Origin of the sequence: Pseudomonas sp. 65/3-MNA-CIBAN-0223 (assembly GCF_040310425.1) — a bacterium.
GTDB classification, from domain to species: domain Bacteria; phylum Pseudomonadota; class Gammaproteobacteria; order Pseudomonadales; family Pseudomonadaceae; genus Aquipseudomonas; species Aquipseudomonas gregormendelii.
On record NZ_JBEOPV010000004.1, the window covers coordinates 204,209 to 231,056 of the forward strand.

Below are 26,848 nucleotides of genomic sequence, written 5' to 3' on the forward strand. Positions count from 1 at the left end.
TGCCGAAGGCTGCGATCTTTTGATTTTGTTTCTCAACAGCACCGAAAAAATCAAGATCAAAAGATCGCAGCCTTCGGCAGCTCCTACGCATGCCCCGCTTTGAACATCCGCAATCCATAGTAAATCTGCGACAATCGGCCCCCTGCGCCACTAGACGACCTTTGCGTACCTGATGACTGACGAATCGCCCTCCATCGACAAACTGCTGAAAAACCTCGATCACGCCATGCTCGCCGACCGCCACCGGCTGCGTCGGCAGCTGCTTGAACTGCGCAAGAAGCCAGACGAGGCCAAGCTCGCCCAATGGGTGACGCGCATGCAGGCATCCTGCGACCAGGTGCTGGCGCGGCGTGCCAGCCTGCCGGTGGTGCGATATGACGACAGCCTGCCCATTGCCGCCAAGCGCGATGAAATCAAGGCTGCGCTGCTCAAGCATCAGGTCCTGATCATCGCGGGCGAGACCGGCTCGGGCAAAACCACCCAGTTGCCGAAGATCTGCCTGGAAATTGGCCGTGGCCAGCATGGGCTGATCGGCCATACGCAACCCCGTCGGATCGCTGCGCGCAGCGTGGCGAGCCGGGTGGCTGAAGAACTGGGCACGCCGCTGGGGGCGCTGGTCGGTTATCAGGTGCGGTTCGAAGATCAAAGCGATTCCAATACGCTCATCAAGCTGATGACCGACGGCATCCTGCTGGCGGAAACCCAGAACGATCGCTACCTCGAACGCTACGACACGATCATCGTCGACGAAGCCCACGAACGCAGCCTCAACATCGACTTCCTGCTGGGTTACCTCAAAACCCTGCTGCCCCGCCGTCCGGACCTCAAGGTCATCATCACGTCGGCCACCATCGATCTGGAGCGTTTCTCCAAGCATTTCGATGATGCGCCGATCGTTGAAGTCTCGGGTCGCACCTTCCCGGTGGAAACCTGGTACCGCCCGCTGACCCTGGAGCAGGACGAAGAGGGCAATCGCGTCGAAGATGACTTGACCGTGGATCAGGCGATCCTCGCCGCCCTCGACGAAGTCGCCGCGTTCGAGCGTAGCGAGCGTAAAAGTCCCGGGGATGTGCTGGTGTTCCTGCCCGGCGAGCGGGAAATCCGCGACGCCGCCGACATGCTGCGCAAGGCCCAGCTCAAGCACACTGAAATCCTGCCGCTGTATGCACGGCTGTCACCGGCCGAACAGCAGCGCATTTTCCAGTCGCACCCGGGGCGCCGGGTGGTACTGGCTACCAACGTCGCGGAAACCTCGCTGACCGTGCCCGGCATCCGCTACGTGATCGACAGCGGCACCGCGCGCATCAGCCGCTACAGCTATCGGGCCAAGGTCCAGCGCCTGCCCATCGAAGCCATTTCCCAGGCCAGCGCCAACCAGCGTAAAGGCCGTTGCGGTCGCGTCGAACCAGGCATTTGCATCCGCCTGTACAGCGAAGAGGATTTCATCGGGCGCCCGGAATTCACCGACCCGGAAATCCTGCGTACCAACCTCGCGGCCGTGATCCTGCAGATGCTGCACCTGCGCCTGGGCGAGATCACCGATTTTCCGTTTATCGAACCGCCCGATGGCAAGGCCATCAGCGACGGTTTTAACCTGCTGCAAGAGCTCTCGGCGGTCGATCGCAACAGCCAGCTGACACCGCTCGGTCGCCAGCTGGCGCGGCTGCCCGTAGACCCGCGCATGGGCCGCATGCTGCTGGAAGCGGCCAAGCTGGGCAGCCTGCAGGAAGTGCTGATCGTCGCCAGTGCCATGTCGATCCAGGACCCGCGCGAGCGTCCACCCGAACGCCAGCAGGCTGCCGATCAGGCCCACGCGCAGTGGAAAGACGTGGACTCGGATTTCGCCGGGCTGGTCAATCTGTGGCGTGGTTTCGAGGAGCAGCGCCAGGCGCTGACCGCGAGCCCCTTGCGTAACTGGTGCCGCAAGAACTTTCTGAATTACCTGCGCCTGCGCGAATGGCGCGACTCCCATCGCCAGCTGAGCCTGATCTGCCGCGACATGCAGTTGAGCCTCAATAAAGAGCCGGCCGATTACCCGAAACTGCACAAGGCCGTGCTGTCCGGATTGCTCAGCCAGATCGGGCAGAAGACCGACGAAGGCGATTACCTTGGCGCGCGGCAGCGACGGTTCTGGATTCATCCATCGTCGGGCCTGGGCAAGAAACGTCCGCAATGGCTGATGACCGCCGAACTGGTGGAAACCACCAAGCTCTATGCGCGCATGGTCGCCAAGATCGACTCCGACTGGATCGAGCCGCTGGCCGGGCACCTGATCAAGAAAAACCACTTCGAACCCCATTGGGAGAAAAAGCGCGGACAGGTGGTGGCTTTCGAGCAAATCACCCTGTTCGGGCTGATCGTGGTCGGTCGCCGACCGGTGCACTATGGTCCGATCGATCCGGTGGTGTCGCGCGAGCTGTTCATCCGCGAAGGCCTGGTGCGCGGTGAGATCCAGTCCAAAGCCAAATGCCTGTCGGCCAATGCGCAGTTGCTGGAACAGCTCGACGAGCTGGAAGCCAAGGCCCGTCGTCGCGACATTCTGGCCGACGAAGAAACCCTGTTTGCGTTCTACGATGCGCGGTTGCCGGCGGAGATTCACCAGACCGCGACTTTCGACAGCTGGTATCGCGTCAACAGCCAGAAAGATCCGCAGTTGCTGATCATGCGCGAGGAAGACGTGCTGGCCCGGGAGGCCAGCGAAGTCACCGCACTCCATTACCCGGACACCCTGCACATTGGCGATCTGGAACTGGCCCTCAGTTACCATTTCGAACCGAACCATCCCCGGGACGGCGTGACCCTGCGGGTGCCGGCACCCTTGTTGCCGATGCTGCCACCGGAGCGTCTGGAATGGCTGGTGCCTGGCGTGATCGAGGCCAAGTGCATCGCCCTGGTGCGCAACCTGCCCAAGGCCCTGCGCAAGAACTTTGTACCGGTGCCGGACTTCGTCAAGGCCGCCCTGCAGCGCATGACCTTCGCCGAGGGCTCGTTGCCCCAGGCACTGGGTCGCGAATTGCTGCGCATGACTGGCGCGCGGGTCAGTGACGAAGCGTGGGCCGAAGCGGCGCAGCAGGTCGACAGTCATCTGCGCATGAACCTGGAAATCGTCGATGGCCAGGGCAAGTTCCTCGGCGAGGGTCGTGATCTGGCCGAGCTGACTGCGCGTTTTGCCGAGGCCAGCCAGGCCGCGCTGGCCGTACCGCAAACCGCCAAAAGCCAGCAGCCGGTAGAGGCGAAGGTGTTTGCCGCAGTGGCGGAGAAAACCCAACAGAAGATCGCCGGCCTGTCGATGACGGTGTACCCGGCATTGGTGGAGGAGGCCGGCACGGTCAAGGAAGGGCGTTTCTCGACCCCGGCCGAAGCCGAGTTCCAGCATCGTCGCGCTCTGCAGCGCCTGCTGATGCAGCAACTGGCGGAGCCGGCCAAATTCCTCCGTGGCAAGTTGCCGGGGCTGACCGAGCTGGGGTTGATGTACCGCGAAATGGGGCGCATCGACAGTCTGGTGGAAGACATCCTGTTGGCCAGCCTCGACAGTTGCATTCTCGAGGGCGAAGACCCGCTGCCGCGCGATGGCGCCGCACTCGCGGCATTGGCCGAGCGCAAACGTGGAGCCTGGACCGAACACGCCGAGCGCCTGGCGCGGTTGACCCTGGACATTCTCAAGCTCTGGCATGGTCTGCAGAAGCGCTTCAAGGGCAAGATCGACCTGGCGCAAGCCGTGGCCCTGAACGACATCAAGCAACAGCTCGGCAACCTGGTGTATCCGGGCTTTGTGCGTGAGACACCGATGCAGTGGCTCAAGGAGTTGCCGCGTTATCTGAAAGCCATCGAGCAGCGCTTCGAGAAACTAGGCGCCCAGGTGCAGAAGGATCGGGTCTGGAGTGGTGAACTGTCCGGCCTGTGGGCTCAGTACCAGACCCGCGCGAACAAGCACGCCCAGGAAGGCAAACGCGATCCGCAGCTGGAGTTGTATCGCTGGTGGCTGGAGGAATACCGGGTTTCGCTGTTTGCCCAGCAGTTGGGCACCAAGGTGCCCATCTCGGACAAGCGCCTGAACAAGCAATGGTCCCAGGTCGAGCCGTAGCCCCGGCAGCTCCTGCATGGGGCCGCCGAAGGCGATCTTTTGATCTTCCTGTGTCGCGACAAAAAATCAAAAGATCGCAGCCTGCGGCAGCTCCTACGTCGGGGCCGCGTAAAATCGTTGGGTCGTGCAATATAGGGCGAAAACTCGGTGTTTATGGCAAACTTCGCGCCTATAAACGCCGGCCCTGCGGTTTTGAGCCTTCGCGGCTACAGGCGGACCGGAATAAAGCGATGCCAGGTTTGCGTTCCACGGACGGGAATGAACCCTTTGTGTGTTGGTACGTCGGTGCCAATGCTTTCTGCCTGAACAGATTAGAGAAACGACCATGCATAATGTCGTCATCAGTGGCACCGGCCTGTACACCCCGGCCAACAGCATTTCCAACGAAGAGCTGGTGCAGTCTTTCAATGCTTACGTCGCGCTGTTCAACGCCGACAACGCCGAAGCCATCGCCCGCGGCGAAGTCGAAGCCTTGACCGAGTCCAGTGCCGCATTTATCGAAAAAGCCTCCGGCATCAAGAGCCGGTTTGTCATGGACAAGGATGGCATCCTCGATCCGCAGCGCATGGCGCCGCGCCTGCCGGAGCGTTCGAATGACGAGTGGTCGGTGCTGTGCCAGATGGCCATGGGAGCTGCCGAGCAGGCCCTGCAACGCGCCGGCAAGACCGCTGCAGACATCGACGGCGTGATCGTCGCCTGTTCCAACCTGCAACGTGCCTACCCGGCCATTGCCATCGAAGTCCAGGAAGCGCTGGGTATCCAGGGGTTCGGCTTTGACATGAACGTGGCTTGTTCTTCGGCGACCTTCGGCATCCAGGCGGCAGCCAACAGCGTACAACTGGGCCAGGCTCGGGCCATCCTGATGGTGAACCCGGAAGTTTGCACCGGCCACCTCAATTTCCGTGATCGTGACAGCCACTTCATCTTTGGTGACGCTGCCACAGCGGTGATCATCGAGCGTGCCGACCTCGCGACTTCCCAATACCAGTTTGACGTTGTTAGCACCAAGCTGCTGACCAAGTTCTCCAACAACATCCGCAACAACTTCGGCTTCCTCAACCGCGCGGCGGAAGAGGGCATTGGTGCCAGGGACAAACTGTTCGTGCAGGAAGGCCGCAAGGTATTCCGCGATGTCTGCCCGATGGTGGCCGAACTGATCGCCACTCACCTGGAAGAAAACCAGTTGAACGTGGCTGACGTGAAGCGCTTCTGGCTGCACCAGGCCAACCTCAGCATGAACCACCTGATCGTGAAGAAGCTGCTGGGCCGTGAGGCGACGGAAGAGGAAGCACCGGTGATTCTGGACACCTATGCCAACACCAGCTCGGCGGGTTCGGTGATTGCGTTTCACAAGAACCAGGATGACCTGGCGGCGGGCTCGCTGGCAGTGCTCAGCTCGTTCGGTGCGGGTTACTCGATTGGCAGCGTGATACTGCGCAAGCGCTAAACGCCCACTCCTGTAGGAGCGAGCTTGCTCGCGATGGTCGTCAACGATACCGCGGGGAGCCTGGCACCCCGCGGCGTCCTCACTACCATCGCGAGCAAGCTCGCTCCTACAGTGGGGCAGGGGAATGCGCGAGCGCAAAAAACCCGCTATGCACTATCGGACGGATGATGGGGACCGATAGCACAAAGCGGGTTTATAAACGCGACTCAGGCCTCCCTGCCCGAGCCGGACAGCGGGGTTATCAGAACTTGGCTTCAGCATCCAGTTGCAGGGTGTTGATTTTCGAGTCGCGCAAAGTGGCGTTGGTATAGTCGGATTTCGCCATCAGGTAAGTCGCGCCGAGGGAGAAGTTCTTGTCCAGCTCGTAGCTCACTTTCAACTTGCTGCCGCGCGAACCGGTGAAACCGTTGGCGAAGTCAGAGTCGGTGAAGGCGCCAACCACGGAGTTACGCTGTACATCGCGATAGTTGTAGTCCAGGCCGAAGCCGTAGACCTTGGTCTTTACACCCGCCAGCCAGCCCATGTCCTGGTCGTTGCTGGCATCCTGGTTATTGACCACCTGACCGTACAGCGACAGCGGCATCGGCAGGCCGCCGATGTCCAGCTGACCAAAGCCTTCGTACAGTTTGAACTGCTCGTTCGGGGTGTTGCCGTTGGTGGCCAGTACCGATGGGATGCTGGTGCCGCCGGCGGTGATGTCGTCGTCGTTGTCGTAGCCGTAGATGCTGCCGCCCAGGGTCAGCTTCAGGTTGTCGGTGAGGGCAAAACGCGCGCCCAACTGGCCTGCGTAAAGGCGCAGGTCGTGCTTGAATTGCACGCCTTCACCGTCGACGTTGTCCTTGAGGGTGTAGTGACCGGCGCTGCCGAACAGTTCGGTGCTCGCGCCCAACGGGTATTTGTAAGTGACGGCCAGGCCTTCGGGGCTGATATCGCTATCCCAGATGATGTCGCCCATGCTTACCCATTGCTGCGGCATCTTGCCGCCAACGATGTGCAGGTTCTTGATCGCATCGGGGTGGTAGTCGACGTAACCCTGATCCAGCCAGATCGATTTCTTGTCGAAGTAGTTGTCCAGGCTCTGGTTGGTGGAGCGCGCGTCGTCGTTGTTACCGGTAGCGATACGGATACCGGTGTCGACTTGCGGGTTGATCTCGGTGTAGGCACCCAGGCGGGCACGAACACGCTGACGATCGGAGTCGCGGTTGTTGGGAACGCCATCGTTCTTGATGGTTTCCTGGCGGAACCGCACATCACCCTTGAACTGGGTCTTGGCCGCCCAGGCCAGTTTTTGGTCGAAAGTACTCAGTGCGTCTGTTTTCTTCGCGGTGGCCGCGATCTGCTCGTTGGTCTCTTGCTGAGCCTGACGGGCAATCTGCTGGTCTTTCTGATCCCTGGCCAGCTCGGCTTGCAGTTCACTGTATTGGGCGGTGGTAATCGAGCCGTTTGCCTTGAGCATGTCGAGCAGTTTGGCGTCGACTGCGGCACTGGCCGGGACGCTCATGGCCAGCAACAGACCGCCACACAGGGCCGCCGCAGTTTTCGTGGAAGCAAGACGCATATCAATCTCCGAAGATGAGAGTGGATGACTGAGCCATCCAGGACACAACCGACCTTTGATGGACGGAAAACAGTGGCCGGGTAGAACCCGACGCTCTAAAAACAGGCGCCAGTATCGCGATCGTTTATGACAGAGCAGTGGCAAAGTGATGGCGATGCGATGACGATACGAATTCAACTGCAAGGCCCCGTCCAGAGCACTGCGGTCGGATAGGTCGTGTAGGTTGCGCCGCGATAAGCGATACTCGCGAAGCTTTCACGCATTCAGGTGAAGAGGAATTTATGCCCCTGCAGCGACTGGAAAATCTGTCCGACATTGCCCCGCGCACCTGGGATGCCCTGGTTCCGGAGGCCCAGCCGTTTTTGCGCCATGCCTTTCTCAGTGCCCTGGAAGACAGCGCCAGCATCGGCCCGCATTCGGGTTGGCAAGCCGAGCATCTGTTGCACGTAGAGGGCGACCGGCTAATCGCCGCGCTCCCCTGTTACCGCAAGTGGCACTCCTACGGCGAATACGTGTTCGATCACGCCTGGGCGGATGCCTGCGCACGGGCGGGCATCGACTATTACCCCAAGCTGTTGACAGCGGTGCCGTTCAGCCCGGTCAGCGGGCCGCGACTGCTGGCGGCCAGCGTGGAGGACGGCTTTGAATTGCTGCAGAGCCTGCCGGGTTACCTGGAAATCGAAGGCCTTTCCAGCGCCCACATCAACTTTACCGATCCCTTTACCGACGCCGCTCTGGCCCAGCAACCGGGCTGGCTGCAGCGAATCGGCTGTCAGTACCACTGGCAGAATCGCGGTTATCGGGACTTCCAGGATTTCCTCGACGCCCTCAGTTCACGCAAGCGCAAACAGATGCGCAAGGAACGCGAGCAGGTCGCGGGGCAGGGCATCGAGTTCGAGTGGCTGGAAGGGCGGCAACTGAGCGAAGCGCAGTGGGATTTTGTCTATGCCTGCTACGCCAACACGTACGCGGTGCGGCGCCAGGCGCCTTACCTGACGCGGGCGTTTTTCAGCTTGCTGGCCGAGCGCATGCCCGAGTCAATTCGGGTGGTCCTGGCCAAACAAGGTGCACGCCCGGTGGCAATGGCTTTCAGCCTGGTGGGCGGCGGCAGTTTTTACGGGCGCTACTGGGGCTGCCTGGCGGAATTTGACCGCCTGCACTTTGAGACCTGTTTCTACCAGGGCATGGATTACGCCATCGCCAATGGTTTTCAGCGCTTCGACGCTGGCGCCCAGGGCGAGCACAAGCTGATCCGCGGCTTTGAACCGGTGATCACTCATTCATGGCACTACTTGCGCCATCCCGGGCTGAAGGCTGCGGTCAAAGACTTCCTGCAACAGGAGCGTCTGGGCGTGCTGGCTTACGCCGAGGAAGCGAGGACCGCCCTGCCTTATCGACAGGAATGATCCTCGCTCCCGGTCTCAGCTGTCTTCCTTGCCCAGCCAGCGGTATGTCACCCCGCCGACCACCGCGCCGAGCAACGGCGCGACCCAGAACATCCACAGCTGTGCGATCGCCCAGCCGCCCACCAGCAGTGCCGGGCCGGTGCTGCGGGCCGGGTTGACCGAGGTATTGGTCACGGGGATCGAGATCAGGTGGATCAGCGTCAGGGCCAGGCCGATGGCGATCGGTGCGAGTCCTGCCGGCGCGCGCTTGTCGGTGGCACCGAGGATGATCAGCACGAACATCGCCGTCATCACCAGTTCGCAGACGAAGCCTGCCGCCATCGAGTACTTGCCGGGAGAGTGTTCGCCGTAGCCGTTGGAGGCCAGCCCCGTCGACAGATCGAACCCTTCCTTGCCGCTGGCGATGTAGTAGATCAACCCCGCAGCAATAATGGCGCCGACCACCTGGGCGATGATGTAGGCCGGCAATTCCCGGGCAGGGAATCGACCGCCGACGCATAAACCGACCGAAACGGCCGGGTTCAGATGACAACCGGAGATATGGCCAATGGCAAAGGCCATGGTCAGTACCGTGAGGCCAAACGCCAGGGCCACACCCAGTACCCCGATTCCCAGCGGAGAAGACGCGGCCAGGACCGCACTGCCGCAACCCCCCAACACCAGCCAGAATGTACCGAACAACTCAGTAACTGAACGTTTGAACAGAGACATGAGAGCGTCCTTGATAGGCTTGCTATCGAGACTGCATCGCGTGATGCATCCTGCAGATTTACGACAGGTTCGTCTCCAGAACCTTGGCTGAGTACAGCAGGGTTTTTGTGGAATGCCAATCTGGGAAAAACTGCCAGCGCCCGTGGTCTGGGGCCTGTGGCGGTTTAACAGGGTAGAGGGGGCCCTGTGGGAGCGAGCCTGCTCGCGATGGCGGAGTTTCAGTCAATGTAAATGCTGAACCTAAAACCGCTATCGCGAGCAGGCTCGCTCCCACAGGGGGATGGTGGCATTCAACTCAGTCGATCCCGACGAACCCACCCGTCTGGTGCTGCCACAACCGCGCATACAATCCGCCATGGGCGAGCAGTTCGGAATGGCTGCCGGTTTCGGCGATCCTGCCGTTTTCCAGGACCACCAGACGGTCCATACGTGCGATGGTCGAAAGCCTATGAGCGATGGCGATCACGGTCTTGCCCTGCATCAGGGTTTCCAGGCTTTCCTGGATCGCGGCTTCGACTTCTGAGTCCAGGGCCGAGGTGGCTTCGTCCATGATCAGGATCGGTGCGTCCTTGAGCAGCACCCGGGCAATGGCGATCCGCTGGCGCTGGCCGCCGGAGAGTTTCACCCCGCGTTCACCCACATGGGCATCAAAGCCGGTACGACCTTCAGAGTCCGACAGCAGCGGGATGAACTCATCGGCGCGGGCCTTGCGCGCCGCTTCCCAGAGTTCAGCATCGGTGGCGTCAGGTTTGCCGTAGAGCAGGTTGTCACGAATCGAACGGTGCAGCAGCGAAGTGTCCTGGGTGATCATGCCGATGCACTCGCGCAGGCTTTCCTGGCCGACTTCGGCGATGTTCTGGCCGTCGATGAGGATGCGCCCGCCTTGCACGTCATACAGGCGCAACAGCAGGTTGACCAGGGTCGACTTGCCGGCGCCGGATGGCCCGATCAGGCCGATCTTTTCCCCCGGCTTGATGGTCAGGCTGAGGTCGCCGATGATCCCGCTTTTCTTTCCGTAGTGAAAATCGACGTGCTCGAACCGCACCTCGCCATGGGGCACGGTCAGCGGCTTGGCCTGGTCGCGGTCGGTGACGCTGACCGGTTGCGCGATGGTCTGCAGACCGTCCTGGACCATGCCGATATTTTCAAAGATGCCGTTGACCACCCACATGATCCAGCCGGACATGTTGACGATTCGGATCACCAGGCCGGTCGCGAGGGCAATGGCGCCCACCGAGATCAGCGACTGGGTCCACAACCACAGCGCCAGGCCGGTGGTGCCGACGATCAGCAGGCCGTTCATGCTGGTGATGACCACGTCCATGCTGGTGACCACGCGCCCTGCGAGCTGGGCTTTTACCGTCTGTTCCTCGATGGCCTCCTTGGCGTATTGCTGTTCGAAGTTGGTGTGGGCGAACAGCTTCAGCGTGGTGATGTTGGTATAGCCGTCAACGATGCGCCCCATCAGTTTGGAACGGGCATCAGAGGACACCACCGAGCGTTCTTTGACCCGCGGCACGAAGTAGCAGAGCGCGCCAATGTAGGCCGCGATCCACGTCAGCAAGGGAATCATCAGGCGCCAGTCGGCTTCGGCGAACAGCACCAGGGAACTGATCGCATAGATCAGCACATGCCACAGCGCATCCACCGCTTGCACGGCGGAATCGCGCAGGGAGTTGCCGGTCTGCATGATGCGCTGGGCAATGCGGCCGGCGAAGTCGTTCTGGAAGAAATTCAGGCTCTGCTTGAGCACATAGCTGTGGTTCTGCCAGCGGATCAGGCTGGTCATGCCAGGGCTGAGGGTCTGGTGCACCAGCAGGTCATGCAGGCCGACGAAAATCGGCCGCAAGACCAGGGCGACCACCGCCATCCAGGCCAGCTCGATGCCGTGCTCCTGGAAAAAATTGACGTTGGGTGTGCCTTGGGTCAGGTCGATGATGCGGCTCAGATAACTGAACAGCGCCACTTCGATCAGCGCACCGATCAGGCCGACAATCAACAGGGCGGCGAAACTCGGCCAGACCTGCTTGAGGTAATAGGTGTAGAAGGGGAGAACCCGATCTGGCGGAGCCGCCGTCGGAGCATCGCGAAAAATGTCGATCAGTTGTTCAAAACGGCGATAAAGCATCGGTTCTCCGCCCGCGCACGGGCTCTCCTTTGACAGTGCGAACGGCGCCCTGAGGAGCGCCGCCCGGTACTTTCCTGCAGCTTAGTCGATGCGCTTGGCCGACTTGATGAACACAGGATCGGCAGGCACGTCTTTCATGCCGCCGCGCATGGTGGTTGGCGAGTTGACGATGATGTCGACCACGTCCATGCCCTTGACGACTTTCCCGAACACCGCATAGCCGTCGCCCTGGTCGAGGAAATCGTTGTCCTTGACGTTGATGAAGAACTGGCTGGTGGCCGAATCCGGTGCCGAGGTACGGGCCATGGAAAGGGTGCCGCGCACGTTGACCAGGCCGTTCTTGTGCTCGTTCTTGATGGACGCCTTGGTGTCTTTCTGCTGCATCTGTTGAGTGAACCCGCCGCCCTGGACCATGAAGCCGGGGATCACGCGGTGGAAAATCGTGTTGTTGTAGAAGCCGCTGTCGACGTACTCAAGAAAGTTCTTGGTACTGATCGGCGCCTTGACCGGGTCCAGTTCGATCTCGATCTGGCCATTGGTGGTTTCCAGCAGCACGTGCGGGGCCTTGGCAGGCGTGGCGGCCATCAGGTTGGCGGCAAACAGAACGGTGCCGGCGGCGAGGGCGATTTTTTTCAGCATGGGTCAGTGATCCTGAGTGTGGTGGTGTCGACTGCGGTGAGAAACTCGAGCAGGGTTTGATTGAAATGTTCGGGCTGGTCAAGCGGGGTGGCGTGGCGCGAATCGGCAATCACAACCAGCCGCGCATCAGGCAGCAGTTTTACATAGTTTTCTTTCAACGCGACCGGGGTGTAGTCACGGTCGGCGCTGATGATCAGCGTTGGACAGGAGACTCTGGAAAGTCGTTCCTGAACGCCCCAGCCGACGATGGCATCGAAGCTGGCGAGATAAGCATGTTTGTCGTTTGTTGCCCAGCGCAGGGCCATCTTCTCACGCAGGTTTGCCTGCTCCGGCTTGGGAAACAGTTTGGCGCCCAGGGCTTTGCCGATGGTGCCCAGGCTCAACGCGCGCATCAGGCTCCAGCGCTTGAACCACTGCCAGTAATCGTCGCGGCTGCGCAGCTTGACCTCTGGTGCGCTGTTGACGATGCACAGGCTTTTGAGCAGCTGCGGCTGGTCCACGGCCAACTGGAAACCGATCATGCCGCCCATCGACAGGCCGACATAATGCACGGGGCCAAGATTCAAATGCTCGATCAGGGCGACCAGGTCGGCGCTGAACCCGGCGATGCTGTAGCGCTCCCGGGGTTTTTCGGAACGGCCGTGGCCGCGGATGTCCGGGACAATCACCCGGTAGCGGGCTGATAGCGCCGGGATCTGCATTTCCCAGTCCAGGGTGCTCGAGCCGAGGCCATGAACCAGCAGCAACGGGGTGCCGTGGCCATATTCCTCATAGTGCAGGTTGCAACCTTCATGTTCGAAATAGGCCATGCAGTCACTCCATGTCAGGCTTGTTCAGGGGCCGCGAAGGGCGCATCCAGCGGCGCGGTGTCGAATGTTCGTAGCAGGTCGATGAGGATCTGCGTCGCCGGGCCCAGGGGTTTGTCCTTGTTCGAATACAGGTAGAAGCTCGGATTACGACTGCCACCCTGATCCAACGGTAGCAGCTTGAGCGAACCTTCCTTCAATTCGCGTTCGATCATGTGCCGGGGCAACCAGGCAAAGCCGAGGCCGCTGCTGACAAAAGTGGCGGCGGTGGCCAGGCTGCCTACCGTCCAGCGCTGCTCAGCCCCCAGCCAGCCGACATCCCGCGGCTGCTGGCGGCCGGAGTCGCGAATCACCACCTGCATCTGGCTTTCCAGGTCCTGAAAGCTCAATTCACGGTTCAGGCGATGCAACGAGTGATCGGGGTGGGCCACGGCGACAAATTCGACGTCGCTCAATTCCGCCCCCAGGTAGCCGGGAATGCTTAAACCGGTGATGGCCAGGTCGGCAACCCCTTCCAGCAATACTTCCTCGACGCCGGACAGCACCTCTTCGCGCAGCCGCACCCGACAGCCGCGACTTTGCGGCATGAACGCGGTCAGGGCGCGCACCAAGCGGGCACTTGGGTAGGCGGCATCCACCACCAGGCGCACTTCCGCTTCCCAGCCCTGTTCCATGTGGTGGGCCAGGTCTTCCAGCTGGCTGGCCTGTTTAACCAACTGCCGGGAGCGGCGCAGCAGCACGCCGCCGGCCTCCGTCAGCACGGCCTTGCGACCATCAATACGCAGCAGCGGCACGCCGAGCTGGTCCTGCATACGCGCCACGGTGTAGCTGACAGACGATTGCGAGCGATGCAGCGCCTCGGCGGCCTGGGCAAAACCGCCGTGATCGACCACGGCCTGCAACGTTCGCCATTGATCAAGGGTCACGCGGGGCGCTTTCATGTTGGGCTCCTGTTGTCCTAAGCTGGCAGCACTTATTGGAGACTGCCGAATGAAAAAATTCTGTTATCTGGTGCTGGCGATGTTGCCACTCACTGCGTTTGCCTATCCGATCGACGTCACCAAGCAGCTCAATGGCATGAGCATCGACTACGATGCCACTGATACCGATAGCGACATCGCCTCCATCCAGGTCAACAACTACGGCACTGTCGATGCAACCTGCAAGGTGGTCTTCACCAATGGCCCGGAAGCGCCGCGCACTCGCAAGATCGAGGTGCCCGCCGGGAAACACAGCTTCGCCACCGCCAAATTCACCCGTACCATTATCAAGATGCGCATTGAGCTGACTTGCTCCCCCAAATAACATCGTTTGGGAAACTCCTTTGGGAGCGAGCCTGCTCGCGATGGCGATTCGTCTGTAGAAACTGCTGAAACAGATACAGCGTTATCGGGGTCAGGCTCACGACCCCAGGCGCATGCCCTGAGGTTATAAACGACTTTATTGATGGGTTGTAGCAGTTATTTGCGCTTTTTCATCGATATGGTTCTGTTTAACCTTCACTCCATCGCCTTACAGCATTCTCAGATGGAGCCTACAAACCATGTCACGCGTCCTGATCATTGAAAGCAGCGCTCGTCAGCAAGATTCGGTTTCCCGCCAACTGACCCAAACCTTTATCAGCCAGTGGCAAGCCGCGCACCCGGCCGACCAGATCACCGTCCGTGACCTCGCCGTGAATCCGGTGCCGCACCTGGACAGCACGTTGCTGGGTGGCTGGATGAAGCCGGCTGACCAGCGCAATGACAGCGAACATGCCGCGCTGGAGCGTTCCAACCAGCTGACCGACGAATTACTGGCCGCCGACGTTCTGGTGATGGCTGCGCCGATGTACAACTTCGCCATTCCAAGCACCCTTAAAGCCTGGCTGGACCATGTGCTGCGTGCCGGCGTGACGTTCAAATACACCGAGAACGGCCCCCAGGGCCTGCTCAGCGGCAAGCGCGCCTACGTGCTGACCGCACGCGGTGGTATCTACGCCGGCGGCCCGGCGGATCACCAGGAACCGTACCTGCGCCAGGTGATGGGGTTCATCGGCATCAACGATGTGACCTTCATCCATGCCGAAGGCATGAACCTGGGGGGTGACTTCCAGGAGAAGGGCCTGAATCAGGCGAAAGCCAAGCTGGCCCAGGTTGCTTGATATGTTAATCGTCAGATAATCGCTGGATGTTCTAGTGACCTGGCGTGACCCCTTCAAGGCTTTTAGCGCATCGAACCTCCCTTTGCACTTCTGCTCCTGAGTGCTGCCGCCCGATTGAACGCTTTAGCGAGATCGGGCTTTTTTTTGCCTTGATGTTTTGGGTTTGCGGTGAGGGCTACCTGCGGCCGTTGATTTCTCTGTAGGAGCTGTCGAGAGAAACGAGGCTGCGATCTTTTGATCTTGCTTCGGATATATATCCATCACCCAGAAAGGGATATGCACACGAACTCAACATCGCGATAACCGAAAAAACCCGCTATCGTCGCCGCCATTCAAAACGAGGCGACCCATGGGCTATCTACTTTTCGTCACCCTGATCCAGGCGTTTTCCTTCAGCCTGATCGGCGAATACCTCGCCGGACACGTCGACAGCTACTTCGCCGTACTGGTACGGGTAATGCTCGCCGGCCTGGTCTTTATCCCCCTGACCCGCTGGCGCTCGGTTGAGCCCGCATTCATGCGCGGTATGCTACTGATCGGCGCCCTGCAGTTCGGCGTCACCTATGTCTGCCTGTACCTCAGCTTCAGGGTCCTGACCGTGCCCGAAGTGCTGCTGTTCACCATCCTCACGCCACTGCACGTGACCTTGATCGAAGACGCGCTGAACCGCCGCTTCAACCCCTGGGCCCTGGTGGCCGCACTGGTAGCCGTGCTTGGCGCCGCAGTCATTCGTTACGACCGCATCAACCCGGACTTCTTCATGGGCTTCCTGCTGCTGCAGTTGGCGAACTTCACCTACGCCGCCGGGCAAGTGCTTTACAAACACCTGGTCGCCAAACACCCCAGCGACCTGCCGCACTATCGGCGTTTCGGTTATTTCTACCTGGGCGGATTTGCCGTGGCACTGCCCGCGTTCCTGCTGTTCGGCAAAGCCGACTTCCTGCCCGAAGCGCCGCTGCAATGGGGGGTGCTGGTATTCCTCGGGCTGGTCTCGACCGCGCTCGGCTTGTACTGGTGGAACAAGGGCGCGTGCATGGTCAACGGCGGGACGCTGGCGGTGATGAACAATCTGCACGTGCCAGTGGGGCTGCTGCTCAACCTGCTGATCTGGAACCAGCATGAAGAGCTGGGACGGCTGCTCTTTGGCGGCATGGTGATTCTGGCGGCGGTGTGGATCAGCCGGCTGGGTATCAGGCCAGACCCGAAACGGGTGTAGGAGCTGCCGAAGGCTGCGATCTTCTGATGTTGAAGATCAAAAGATCGCAGGCTGCGCCAACGCCTACATCACGTGTTTTTCCGGTTCTGGAACCGCGCTCGCGCCCAGCACAGCCGGCAACAAACCCGTGCGCAAATCCCCGCCACTGGGCTGCTGATAAAGACTCAAGCCAAACTCCGGCAGCACCGCCAGCAGATAATCGAAGATATCGCCCTGGATTCTTTCATAATCAGCCCACACCGTGGTGCGGGTGAAACAGTAGATCTCCAGCGGAATGCCCTGGGCAGTGGTTTGCATCTGGCGAACCATGCAGGTCATGTTCGGCTGGACTTCCGGGTGGCTTTTCAGATACGCCAGGGCATAGGCGCGGAACGTGCCGATGTTGGTCATCCGCCGCCGGTTGGCCGACATCGCCGCGACGTTGCCCTGGGCTTCGTTCCAGGCCTTGAGTTCGGCCTGCTTGCGACTGATGTAGTCAGTCAGCAGATGCACCTGGGACAGCTTCAACTCCTCGTCATCGCGCAGAAAGCGCACGCCACTGGCGTCGATGTACAGGCTGCGCTTGATCCGTCGTCCACCGGACTGCTGCATGCCGCGCCAGTTCTTGAATGACTCGGACATCAGGCGCCAGGTCGGGATCGACACGATGGTCTTGTCGAAATTCTGCACCTTGACCGTGTGCAGCGTGATGTCGACCACATCACCATCGGCACCCACCTGCGGCATTTCGATCCAGTCGCCTACCCGCAGCATATCGTTGCTGGTCAGTTGCACGCTGGCGACAAACGATAGCAGGGTGTCCTTGTAGACCAACAGGATCACCGCCGACATGGCGCCAAGACCCGACAGCAGCAACAACGGCGAACGGTCAATCAGGGTGGCGACGATGATGATGGCGCCAAACACGTACAGCACCATTTTCGTCAGTTGCACGTAGCCTTTGATCGACCGGGTGCGGGCGTGCTCGGTGCGCGCATAGATGTCCAGCAAGGCGCTGAGCAGGGCACTGATGGCCAGCAGCAGGAAAAGAATGGTGAAGGCCAGTGCGACGTTGCCAAGGAAGACCATGCTGGTCTTGCTCAGCTCGGGCACCAGGTGCAGGCCGAACTGGATGACCAGCGACGGCGTCATCTGGGCCAGGCGATGGAAGACCTTGTTGTGCCGCAGGTCATTCATCCAGTGCATGGCGGGCTGACGCCCGAGCAGTTTGGCGGCGTGCAGGATCAGGTAGCGTGCCACTCGTCCGAGGACCAGGGCAACCACCAGCAACACCACCAGCGCCAGGCTGGAGTGCAGGAGCGGGTGCTGATCGAGCGCACCCCAGAGGTCTTGGACGTTGAGCCAGAGCTGTTTGATATCCATAAGCTAAAACGGTTCTTCTGTAAGACGCGACGGGTCGATTAGAGCATTTAAGACGCTTCATATTGCGACTGGAGACAAACAAGGCAACAAAAAAACCACTGATTAGCGCCGTTTGTATAAAGAAACTCGGCCTCGGCGCCCGAAACCGGTAACCTATGCAGCTGTTTTTTTGTATTTCTTCGAGGTAGCACCCGTGTTTTCCCAATTCGCCCTGCACGAACGCCTGCTCAAAGCCGTGGCCGAGCTTAAATTTGTCGAGCCAACGCCTGTGCAAGCAGCGGCTATTCCGCTGGCGCTCCAAGGGCGTGACCTGCGGGTGACTGCGCAAACCGGTAGCGGCAAAACCGCTGCTTTCGTTTTGCCGATCCTCAACCGTCTGATCGGCCCGGCTAAAGTCCGCGTCAGCATCAAGACCCTGATCCTGCTGCCGACCCGCGAGCTGGCCCAGCAGACCATCAAGGAAGTCGAGCGCTTTGCCCAGTTCACGTTCATCAAGTCCGGCCTGATCACTGGCGGTGAGGACTTCAAGGTCCAGGCCGCCATGTTGCGCAAGGTGCCGGACATCCTGATCGGTACGCCGGGCCGGATGATCGAGCAACTGAACGCTGGCAACCTCGACTTGAAAGAAGTCGAAGTGCTGGTGCTCGACGAAGCCGACCGTATGCTCGACATGGGCTTTGCCGAGGATGTCCAGCGTCTGGTCAAAGAGTGCACCAACCGCCAGCAGACCATGCTGTTCTCCGCGACCACCGGTGGTTCGGGCCTGCGGGAGATGGTCGCTGCGGTGCTGAACAACCCTGAGCACCTGCAGCTCAACAACGTCAGCGACCTGAACGCGACCACCCGTCAGCAGATCATCACCGCTGACCACAACCAGCACAAAGAACAGATCGTCAACTGGCTGCTGGCCAACGAGACCTACCAGAAGGCCATCGTGTTCACCAACACCCGCGCCATGGCTGACCGCATCTACGGTCGCCTGGTGGCGCAAGACTACAAAGCGTTCGTGTTGCACGGCGACAAGGACCAGAAAGACCGCAAACTGGCCATCGACCGCTTGAAGCAGGGCGGCGTGAAAATCCTGGTGGCCACCGACGTGGCCGCTCGCGGCCTGGATGTCGACGGCCTGGACCTGGTGATCAACTTCGACATGCCACGCAGCGGCGACGAATACGTGCACCGCATCGGTCGTACTGGGCGTGCCGGTAACGATGGCCTGGCGATCTCGCTGATCTGCCACGGCGACTGGAACCTGATGTCGAGCGTCGAGCGCTACCTCAAGCAGAGCTTCGAGCGCCGTACCATCAAGGAAGTCAAAGGCACCTACGGCGGACCGAAGAAGGTCAAGGCTTCGGGCAAGGCTGTTGGCGTGAAGAAGAAAAAGGTCGACGCCAAGGGCGACAAGAAGAAAACCGGCGCCAAGGCTCCGACCAAGCGCAAGATCGCCAACCGCCCGAAGACCGACGCACTGTCGCTGGTGAGCAAGGACGGCATGGCGCCGCTCAAACGCCGCAAGCCGGAAGCGCCGGCCGCTGAGTAATAAGCGGTTTCAGCGCCACATGAAAAACCCGGATTAGCGTCCGGGTTTTTTATGCCTTTAGCTTTCAGCTTTTTTCTCTGCTGAATTCAGCTCTTTGAGCCGCTGGTCAATCAACTGGCATTTGTCCGGCAAATCGGCACTGGCAGTACCCAGGTCCATCTTCTGCAACTCGTCGTTGATTTCCTTGGCCTTGGCCGGGTTCTGCTCGGTCAGCCGGGTCACTTCCTTGGCCAGCTGTTCGCGTTTGGCGGTGGCTTCTTCAGGCGTGCAGGCCCAGGCGGGCAGGGCGCAGGCAAGCGTGGCGGCAAGGGTGATTTTCAGCAATGTCTTCATGGGGCAGCCTCGTTTCCGGTGAGGGCGGTATAACGGGTTGAGCGTTTTGGTACGCAAAAAGTTCAGAAACACAGCGCGCCCTTCGTTCAACGATGGCAGCAGCTTGCCGGTGCTTGCGCCTCATAGCGGTCGTGGTGCCGCACCCACTCCATGATTTCTTCCTCATTACGGCCCTTGGGCGTGAGGTCCAGGTAATTGTATGCCCCAACCAACAGGTCGAGGCCCCGGGCATAGGTGGAGTAGGTGTGAAAAATATCCCCGGCTTCGTTGCTATAAAAGACGCTGAGGCCAGGCAGTTCTTCTTCTGGACCATCAGATTTTTCGTAGTTGTAGGTGGCTTTTCCGGCGGCAATATCCTCGGCCCGCGCGCAGACGCCAAAGTCGTAGTTAAAATCGCAACCTTCAGATGACACCCAGTCAAACTTCCAGCCCATGCGTTGCCGGAAGTTCTGGAACCGGGCATAAGGCGCGTGGGAGACCGCAACCACAGAGACGTCATGATGGGCCAGGTGCAGGTTGGCACCGTCGATGTGATCGCTCAGGAAGGAGCATCCAGGGCAACCTTCGTCCCAACCCTCGGCAAACATGAAGTGGTAGATGATCAGCTGACTGCGGCCGCCAAACAGGTCGGCCAGTTTCAGTTCGCCGCCTGGGCCCTGGAAGTGGTAGTCCTTATCGATCTTCACCCATGGCAAGGCGCGGCGTTCGGCGCTGAGTTTGTCGCGCTCGCGGGTAAAAGCTTTTTCATGGGCCAGGTGTTGCCGGCGCGCGGCGAGCCATTCTTCGCGGCTCACGACCGGATGGTTCTGAACGTTCATGGTGGGTTCTCCTTCAGGCAGCGATAGCGGGACCCATTAGTCGTCCGGCCTTCGCCCACTTCGACATACCGCCGGTCAGTGCCGCTGAAAATCCAGGCTGAACGGCTGGGACCGGTGCAGGTCACACTCTATGAAGGCCAACTCACTCTCTGGCTTGGAGGTTGAATCAGGATGACGACTTATAACTGGGATTTGATTGAATGCTTGCTGCATGAAGTGCAGAGCGATGACACAAGCTTCGCGCCACGTGCTTATGCCGAAAAATACGCGGCGGCGAAGGCGGCAGAGGGCGGGGAACCCGAAAACCTTGATCACCTTAAAGCCGTGGCAGGAGAGTACGAAAAGCTATTGCTGGCGCGCGGTTACATCGAACCTCGGCCAGAAGAGCAGGGTGGCTCGGGGTCCAACTACATCTTGACGGCGCGAGGCTCGAGTTTGTTGAGCCTGATCGACAGCAGCATTCCGGGCAATGACCACCCGCGTCAGGTGCTGGACGAGCAGGAAGATGCGCTGGATGAAGTCACGTTCGATACGGTCGCGTCGAAAGCTCAGATTGCCTGAACGCCCGCGATGCCCGTGTGGCTCAACTCTGTGGGAGCGAGCCTGCTCGCGACGCGGTATAACATTCAACTTTGATGTTGAATGGGATGACGCTATCGCGAGCAGGCTCGTTCCCACATGCAATCGTGGTATCTGAACGGGTATTTGTTCAATTTTGCTGCGCCGCTTTCAGGCATTTCAAATCGTTGAAGTCTTTCCTCACACCCTCGATCTTCTTCAATAACCGCTCGCGCTGTGCTGGCGTGCTTTCGGCCATCAAATCCACAAACAGCGATCGAGCCTGTGCTTCGGTTGCAGCGAAGGCCTGGCGATAAGCCGGCGTCCACAAACTCTCCCTGTTCACCAGCAACGTCTCGATGCGTTGCGCAAACTCCGGACTGTGGCGCTGCGCCACGGCCGCGCTGAATTGCTTCTGCCAGTGGACCCGGTTGGCGATCCATTGGGTGTTCTGGTCACCCAGAGCCGTGGACCAGGCCACTACACGTTGCTTCTGGGTCGAACTCAACGGCCCGAGCCAATCATCCAGGCGTTTCTCCATGCGCCGTGTGCGGTCCTTGATCTGTTGGTCCAGGGATGGCTTGAGGTATTCCTCCTGACGCTTGCGCTGATCCTTGGCAAAGGCTTCATTCATCTCCGCCACTTGCTTGTCGTCCAACCCCTGCAACAGCACGATGGCTGAGGGGGTGATTTCCCGGGCAGTCTGCGCGATGGCTTCCTTGGCTTCCTGGGTCCGGGCTTGCAGCGCTTCGTCGGTTACCTGATTGTTTTCGACCATGGTCTGCAGGCGATCCAGCCAGTCCAGATACCCTGGCAGTTGTGTCGTGCAGTGCCAGCTCAGGTGTTCCTTGAGGCGTTCGTTGAACCAGCCTTTCTGCTCTCCATTCATGTCCAGGTAGTCGCTGAGCGTCCAGGGAATGATCACGTCGAGGTTGCGATAGGCCAGGCCCACGCGGCTGCACGCGCCGAGGGCCAGGCTAAGGGTGAGGATGACGGCGAGACATTTAAACCAGCGCGACATGGGCGAGTCCTTGCAAAAGCCTGGCTACTTGAGGAGATTCTTATGTGATCGCAGGATCAGCCTTGCAGTTCATATCATCGGCGCACACCGCCCCGCCGCTCAGTAGAAGCTGCGCTCGGCCTTGAGGGTTACCAGCCCGTCGCACTGGCTGTTGTGTCCGGAATAGGCGGAGCAATCACTGCCGCTGAGGTTGGAATCGGTGTAGATCAGGTTCAGGTCGATGCCCATGAAGGGGCGGGAAAGCTGCACTGACCAGTCGGTAAAACTGCCGATATTGCCGCCGTCGACCGAGACCGGCGCGTTCAGCTGGTGGCTGGTGTACTTCATGCTAACCCCAATTCCAAACGGCTTGTTGCCGCCAAGATCGGCAAACACGGTGCTGTTCTGCTTGTCGGGGTCGTTGCTGAACGCGGCGCCGAAGCGGCTGCCCAGAAACGTCAGGCCGCCAAACAGCTCCTGGCTGTCGAGGGTGTCCACTTTCGGGTAGCTGTAGTGAATCATCCCGACCTCGTAACCGAGCGTCTGGTCGAAAGGCTGCTTGAAGCCCATGTAGGAATCGACTTCCAGGTTGTTACCTGTACTCAGGCCCATGCTGGGTGACCATTGGCCGACGTAGAACCCGCTGTCGTGGCTCAGGTCGAGGCCGCCATGGAATGAGCCGACGGCGGCCGGTTTGACCAGGCCCTGAGCCATGCTGCGCGAGGGCGAGGTGCCGAGTTTCAGGTCGAAGTCGCCCAACTCGCGCTGGAAGATCTGCGCATGGGCGAGCGAACACGACAGCAGGGTGCCGAGCAATATGAGTGGGGGCTTGAGCATGCGTCACTCCATGAACAGCGCGAAGCAGAAACCTGAAAGCGGCTGAAACGCTTGATCTAGACGTGTGCAAGGATACCGGCGAATAGCCGGCGCTGGAGGCCGTTCGTCGATTTTTGAGAATTGGGAGTTTGTGCGGGTATTTCGGGAGGGTTCAGTCCAAGCGCTTCGAAGCTCAAAGCGCCTATGGACCAGTTGATGCCGGTATTACTTTTTGCCCAGCGTGATCTGCTTGGACGGGCCGAACGTCTGACCGCTGACGCCTTTGGCAATTTGCTGGATCTCGCCGCCGGACTTGAGGAATGCAGCGATCTGGTTGTTGATCGATTCGCTGGTTTCAACGGCTGGAGCTGGCTTTGCTTTGCTGTTGGATGCTTTTTGACGCATGGCGGCCATTAACCTATAGAAAATTAACTTGGCCATGAATAATACAGGAAATACTTGACAATTGCTTGGGAAATATCTCCCCAATTTAATCTTGGCGGCAGTGGGATTTAAACCGGATTAATAATCTTCCGGTCGCCCTAAGCTGCTGTTTTAACTACAGACGTGTGGATGAGAAAAGGTTTTTTGTGCAGGCGATGGGCGCTGAAGCTGGGTCGGTTCGTCGGACGAGCGGCTGGTGCCGGTGAGCCAAACCCATGAAAATCAAGCTTTTGAGCTAATTTTTCGGCGCCACCGGGCCGGGCGCAGAACGCTGGCCGCAAAACCGGGTAGAATGCCGCCCACGCAATGAGGGTATTGGACATGGCTTTAATCGGGCGTTACAACAGTTTGCAAGTTGTTAAACACACTAACTTCGGTTTATATCTGGACGGTGGCGCGGATGGCGAAATCCTGCTGCCTAATCGTTATATTCCCAAAGATATTCCCAGCGAAGATGAAGATTGGCTTAACGTTTTCATTTATCTGGACAGCGATGACAAACTCATCGCAACGACCGAAACGCCGAAAGTTCAAGTCGGTGAGTTCGCTAGTTTGAAAGTTGTTGAAGTCAACAGCATCGGCGTATTTCTCGATTGGGGCCTGCCTAAAGACCTGCTGCTGCCGTACTCCGAAGAAAAACGCCAGATGACCGCCGGCGAATATGTCGTGGTGCACGTGTATCTCGACAAGCACACGCGTCGGATCACCGCCACTGCACGGCTGGATCGCTACCTGGACAAGACCCCGGCCAGCTACACTGCCGGCCAGGAAGTGGACTTGCTGGTAGCCGAAGCGACCGATATGGGTTTCAAGGCAATCATTAACAACAAGCACTGGGGCTTGATTCACAAGAACGAAATCTTTAAGTTCATGCGCGCCGGCAAGGAAGAGAAGGGCTTCATCAAGGAGGTTCGTCCCGACGGCAAGATCAGCCTGAGCCTGCAGCCGGTTGGCGAAGAAGCGGCCACCAGCCTGAACTCGAAGATCCTTGCCAAGTTGCGCGATAACAACGGTACCTTGCCGATCAGCGACAAGAGCGATCCGACCCTGATCAGCAGCATGTTCGGCGTCAGCAAAGGCAACTTCAAGAAAGCGATCGGCGCGTTGTACAAGAACGGCCAGATCGTCATTCACGCAGATCGTATTGAACTAAGCTGATGGCCGACCAGCCCCATGCTTATCAACAGGGGGATGGACGACCATGAAAAAAGAGTTATTTGCGTACGCGGGCACCTTGCTGGCGTTTCTGGTCCTGGATGGGCTTTGGCTCGGCGTGTTGATGGCGTCGAAGTACAAGGCACTGCTTGGCTCGCTGATGCTCGACAAACCGCTGCTGGGTCCGGCAGCGGTTTTCTATCTTTTGTATGTCTTCGGTTGCGTGATGTTCGTGGTATTGCCAGCCACCAGTTGGCAGCGCGCAGCGTGCATGGGCGCCTTGTTGGGCCTGGTGGCGTATGGCACGTATGACCTGAGCAACTGGGCGACGCTGAAAGGCTGGTCGGCCCAGTTGGTATTCATGGACATGGCCTGGGGCGCCTTTGCCACTTGCCTCGCCTGCACCGTTGGCTACTGGGCTGCCCGCAAGGCGCTGTGACCCTTCAACGTTGAACGATGGTTGTGCGGTCGCCCGCGCTGAACCTCGGTGCAGCATTGTCGGCGCTGCCCGACAGCGCACCCGCGATCAGCAAGCCGCTGCCGGCAACGATCAACCCAGGCTGCAAACTGCCGCTGTAATGGCTGCTTGCCGCAGCCAGCAGCGGGCCTGCGAGCTGACCTATTGCGAAGCACGCGGTCAGCAACCCCGCGTTGCGCTGAGTGGCGTGGGGTGCCAGTTCCCGCGAGCGTTGCATCACCAGTTGCATGCAGGCCAGGAACGGTCCGCCGCACAGCAGCACACCCAACGCCAGGCCCGTGCCACTGCCCAGCAGGCAGGCAAAGACGCCCGCCGCCTGCAGCCACAAGGTCGCCATCAGCCAGTGCCGGGTGGCGTTCGGATTGTGTCGGCGCAAACTCACCAGCACCACACCGGATGCAGCGGCCAGGCCGAAGCATGGCCAGAACAAATCGGCCTGCCATTGGCCCTGAAATTGCGCGCTGGCCATCTGTGAAAGGAAGGTGGCGGGAATGATGTAGCCCAAACCGTACAATCCATAGACCAGGCCCAGACGGCCGATGCCGCGGTGTGCGGTGCCTGCGTCGACGGGTGCGCTAGCCGCTGTTGCGGCTGGCCGGGGCAGGAATGGCAGGATGCCCAGCAACATCACCAGCCCGACTGCGGCATATACCAGCCACAATGTGGCCGAGGTCTGCCCCAGCAGGTTCGAGCCCAGCGCCAGCATCCCGGTCAGGAAAATGCCCAGGCCCGGTCCGGCAAATACCAGGGCACCCAGACGTGGACGACCGGCCGCGACGGCCAGGGGCTGACTCAAGGCGGTGATCATCACCAGCACCCAGGCGCTGGCCACACCGGTACCAAAGCGCAGCAACAGATGCGACCAGAAACCGTGGGCCCAGAACGACGCCAGGGTCAGCAGGACACATAGCCACAGCCCACCCTGCAACCGACTGCGGATCTGCGCAGGCCTGCGGGAAAACATCGCGTCCACGGCGCCGACGAAATAACCCAGATAATTTGCTGCAGCGATCAAACCCGCCGCAGTCAGGTCGATCTGACCTTCGCTAAGCAGGTGCGGGAGTTGGGGTGTCAAGGCGAAGCGGCCGATGCCCATGGCCATCATCAAGGCGATAAAGCTGGCAGACAAACGAATCAAGGGGGTCATGGTGGACTCCTGCTGAAGATCAATGACCGTCAGGCTAGGACTGTTTGACTTTCTTTAAAAATGAATAATAGTGAGTAACTTATTCATTTTTGGAGAATGGCGTGGAATTCATTCAACTGCGCATCTTCCAGGCAGTCGCCGAGGAGGGTTCCATTACCCGAGCCGCAGAGCGTTTGCATCGGGTGCCGTCAAACCTGTCGACGCGGCTCAAGCAATTGGAAGAGCAACTCGGTGTAGAGCTTTTCCTGCGCGAACGTCAGCGTTTGCAGCTGTCGCCTGCAGGAAAAGTTCTGCTGGACTACACCGGCAAGCTGTTCAGCCTGCACGATGAGGCGCAGGCGGCCGTGCAAGGCGGGCAGCCGGCGGGCGATTTTGTGCTCGGTACCATGTACAGCACGGCCGCGATTCACCTTCCGGCTTTGCTGGCGCGCTATCACCGCAGTTACCCGGCGGTGAACCTGCAGGTGCAATCCGGTCCCAGCGGTGAGCTGCTGGAAGGGTTGTTGACCGGTCGGCTGGATGCGGCACTGGTAGACGGCCCGCTGGAACTGGCCGGCCTCGACGGCTTGCCACTGTGCGACGAACGACTGGTGCTGATCAGCGAGGCTGACCATCCGCCGGTGCGCAGCGCGCTGGATGTGCAGGGGCGTTCGGTGTTCACGTTTCGTCAGGGGTGTTCCTACCGCATGCGCCTGGAGGCCTGGTTCGCCCATGATCATGCAGCCATGGGGCGGGCCATGGAGATTGAGAGTTACCCGGGCATGCTCGCCTGTGTGATCGCAGGCTCTGGCGTGGCGCTGATGTCGGAATCCATGCTCGCCAGCTTGCCAGGGCGCGAAAGCGTGGCCGTGCACCCGTTGGCCGAACCGTTTGCCAGTGCGACTACTTGGCTGATGTGGCGCAAGGGCATGGTCGGGGCCAATCTGAATGCATGGATAGAACAGCAGCAGGCGGTCTACCCGGGGCTTTCGAAGGCGGAGCAGGCGTTTGCTTGAACTATCCGAGCGGGATTTGGATCAATTCAGTAACAGATCATTGTTTCTTTTGCCGAGCATTGCG

General features: G+C 59.8%; 23 protein-coding genes and 1 pseudogene. 11 read left to right on the forward strand and 13 right to left on the reverse strand.

The annotated features are described in order from the left end of the window. Positions 1–172 precede the first annotated feature (172 nt). Together hrpA and AAEZ09_RS05995 are read left to right on the forward strand one after the other, a co-directional pair. The gene (gene hrpA / locus AAEZ09_RS05990) at positions 173–4,084 is read left to right on the forward strand and encodes an ATP-dependent RNA helicase HrpA (protein ID WP_350598606.1); all 3,912 of its coding nucleotides are present in this window, start codon (positions 173–175) and stop codon (positions 4,082–4,084) included. A 325-nt stretch (positions 4,085–4,409) separates the two neighbouring features. Next, on the forward strand, positions 4,410–5,531 hold the full coding sequence (locus AAEZ09_RS05995) for a beta-ketoacyl-ACP synthase III (RefSeq protein ID WP_350598609.1): 1,122 nt from the start codon (positions 4,410–4,412) through the stop codon (positions 5,529–5,531). 241 nt (positions 5,532–5,772) lie between these two features. Here the strand turns inward: AAEZ09_RS05995 and AAEZ09_RS06000 are convergent, their stop codons facing one another. Continuing rightward, positions 5,773–7,089 (reverse strand): putative porin, encoded by a 1,317-nt coding sequence (locus AAEZ09_RS06000; protein ID WP_045058716.1) that lies wholly within the window; start codon positions 7,087–7,089, stop codon positions 5,773–5,775. A gap of 281 nt (positions 7,090–7,370) precedes the next feature. Here AAEZ09_RS06000 and AAEZ09_RS06005 point away from each other — a divergent pair, with 281 nt between their 5' ends. After that, positions 7,371–8,495, forward strand: a complete 1,125-nt coding sequence (locus AAEZ09_RS06005) for a GNAT family N-acetyltransferase (RefSeq protein ID WP_205891899.1) — start codon at positions 7,371–7,373, stop codon at positions 8,493–8,495. A 15-nt stretch (positions 8,496–8,510) separates the two neighbouring features. Here AAEZ09_RS06005 and aqpZ read toward each other — a convergent pair whose 3' ends face one another. The 5 genes and pseudogenes from aqpZ to AAEZ09_RS06030 form a co-directional block, all read right to left on the reverse strand. Further along, positions 8,511–9,206, reverse strand: coding sequence for an aquaporin Z (gene aqpZ, locus AAEZ09_RS06010; protein WP_045058714.1), 696 nt, complete (start codon positions 9,204–9,206; stop codon positions 8,511–8,513). 295 nt (positions 9,207–9,501) lie between these two features. Further along, a complete protein-coding gene (locus tag AAEZ09_RS06015; protein WP_205891901.1) occupies positions 9,502–11,334 on the reverse strand; it encodes an ABC transporter ATP-binding protein in 1,833 nt (610 codons plus the stop codon). 81 nt (positions 11,335–11,415) lie between these two features. Continuing rightward, entirely contained in the window at positions 11,416–11,973 is a 558-nt protein-coding gene (locus tag AAEZ09_RS06020) for a peptidylprolyl isomerase (RefSeq protein ID WP_205891902.1), read from the reverse strand. A 3-nt stretch (positions 11,974–11,976) separates the two neighbouring features. After that, positions 11,977–12,782 (reverse strand): annotated as a pseudogene (locus tag AAEZ09_RS06025) (alpha/beta fold hydrolase). A 14-nt stretch (positions 12,783–12,796) separates the two neighbouring features. Further along, positions 12,797–13,720: a PA3225 family LysR-type transcriptional regulator gene (locus tag AAEZ09_RS06030; RefSeq protein ID WP_205891904.1), complete on the reverse strand. Its 924-nt coding sequence runs from the start codon at positions 13,718–13,720 to the stop codon at positions 12,797–12,799. A gap of 49 nt (positions 13,721–13,769) precedes the next feature. Here AAEZ09_RS06030 and AAEZ09_RS06035 point away from each other — a divergent pair, with 49 nt between their 5' ends. The 3 genes from AAEZ09_RS06035 to AAEZ09_RS06045 all read left to right on the forward strand — a co-directional run bounded on the left by AAEZ09_RS06035 (position 13,770) and on the right by AAEZ09_RS06045 (position 16,138). After that, positions 13,770–14,084, forward strand: a complete 315-nt coding sequence (locus AAEZ09_RS06035; RefSeq protein WP_045058709.1) for a hypothetical protein — start codon at positions 13,770–13,772, stop codon at positions 14,082–14,084. Between the two features lie 238 nt (positions 14,085–14,322). Continuing rightward, a complete protein-coding gene (locus tag AAEZ09_RS06040; RefSeq protein ID WP_350598614.1) occupies positions 14,323–14,922 on the forward strand; it encodes an FMN-dependent NADH-azoreductase in 600 nt (199 codons plus the stop codon). 349 nt (positions 14,923–15,271) lie between these two features. Beyond that, a complete protein-coding gene (locus AAEZ09_RS06045) occupies positions 15,272–16,138 on the forward strand; it encodes a carboxylate/amino acid/amine transporter (protein WP_122837882.1) in 867 nt (288 codons plus the stop codon). Positions 16,139–16,201: 63 nt separating this feature from the next. Here the strand turns inward: AAEZ09_RS06045 and AAEZ09_RS06050 are convergent, their stop codons facing one another. After that, a complete protein-coding gene (locus tag AAEZ09_RS06050) occupies positions 16,202–17,500 on the reverse strand; it encodes a mechanosensitive ion channel family protein (RefSeq protein ID WP_350598616.1) in 1,299 nt (432 codons plus the stop codon). Between the two features lie 193 nt (positions 17,501–17,693). On the opposite strand from AAEZ09_RS06050, the gene AAEZ09_RS06055 reads away from it, so the two are divergent. Further along, positions 17,694–19,040 carry a DEAD/DEAH box helicase gene (locus tag AAEZ09_RS06055; RefSeq protein ID WP_045058699.1) on the forward strand — a complete coding sequence of 449 codons (1,347 nt, stop codon included), beginning with the start codon at positions 17,694–17,696 and terminating at the stop codon, positions 19,038–19,040. 57 nt (positions 19,041–19,097) lie between these two features. Here AAEZ09_RS06055 and AAEZ09_RS06060 read toward each other — a convergent pair whose 3' ends face one another. Next, positions 19,098–19,373 (reverse strand): hypothetical protein, encoded by a 276-nt coding sequence (locus AAEZ09_RS06060; protein ID WP_045058698.1) that lies wholly within the window; start codon positions 19,371–19,373, stop codon positions 19,098–19,100. A gap of 86 nt (positions 19,374–19,459) precedes the next feature. Beyond that, entirely contained in the window at positions 19,460–20,191 is a 732-nt protein-coding gene (locus tag AAEZ09_RS06065; RefSeq protein ID WP_350598619.1) for a DUF899 domain-containing protein, read from the reverse strand. 171 nt (positions 20,192–20,362) lie between these two features. Here AAEZ09_RS06065 and AAEZ09_RS06070 point away from each other — a divergent pair, with 171 nt between their 5' ends. Beyond that, the gene (locus AAEZ09_RS06070; RefSeq protein ID WP_045058696.1) at positions 20,363–20,752 is read left to right on the forward strand and encodes a hypothetical protein; all 390 of its coding nucleotides are present in this window, start codon (positions 20,363–20,365) and stop codon (positions 20,750–20,752) included. Positions 20,753–20,900: 148 nt separating this feature from the next. Here the strand turns inward: AAEZ09_RS06070 and AAEZ09_RS06075 are convergent, their stop codons facing one another. From AAEZ09_RS06075 to AAEZ09_RS06085, 3 genes are all read right to left on the reverse strand, one after another. Continuing rightward, entirely contained in the window at positions 20,901–21,770 is an 870-nt protein-coding gene (locus AAEZ09_RS06075; protein WP_045058695.1) for a DUF6279 family lipoprotein, read from the reverse strand. 99 nt (positions 21,771–21,869) lie between these two features. Further along, positions 21,870–22,586, reverse strand: coding sequence for a TorF family putative porin (locus AAEZ09_RS06080; protein WP_350598622.1), 717 nt, complete (start codon positions 22,584–22,586; stop codon positions 21,870–21,872). Positions 22,587–22,790: 204 nt separating this feature from the next. Next, complete coding sequence (locus AAEZ09_RS06085; protein WP_177328536.1) at positions 22,791–22,979, reverse strand: PFL_1563 family small protein; 189 nt, start codon at positions 22,977–22,979, stop codon at positions 22,791–22,793. Between the two features lie 351 nt (positions 22,980–23,330). Here AAEZ09_RS06085 and AAEZ09_RS06090 point away from each other — a divergent pair, with 351 nt between their 5' ends. Beyond that, the gene (locus AAEZ09_RS06090; protein WP_045058693.1) at positions 23,331–24,167 is read left to right on the forward strand and encodes a CvfB family protein; all 837 of its coding nucleotides are present in this window, start codon (positions 23,331–23,333) and stop codon (positions 24,165–24,167) included. Between the two features lie 43 nt (positions 24,168–24,210). Then, entirely contained in the window at positions 24,211–24,603 is a 393-nt protein-coding gene (locus tag AAEZ09_RS06095) for a DUF2177 family protein (RefSeq protein ID WP_045058692.1), read from the forward strand. 4 nt (positions 24,604–24,607) lie between these two features. On the opposite strand, the gene AAEZ09_RS06100 is transcribed toward AAEZ09_RS06095, so the two are convergent. Next, a complete protein-coding gene (locus AAEZ09_RS06100; RefSeq protein WP_350598625.1) occupies positions 24,608–25,789 on the reverse strand; it encodes an MFS transporter in 1,182 nt (393 codons plus the stop codon). 101 nt (positions 25,790–25,890) lie between these two features. On the opposite strand from AAEZ09_RS06100, the gene ptrR reads away from it, so the two are divergent. After that, a complete protein-coding gene (ptrR, locus tag AAEZ09_RS06105; RefSeq protein ID WP_350598627.1) occupies positions 25,891–26,784 on the forward strand; it encodes a putrescine utilization regulator PtrR in 894 nt (297 codons plus the stop codon). The last annotated feature ends 64 nt before the right edge of the window (positions 26,785–26,848 follow it).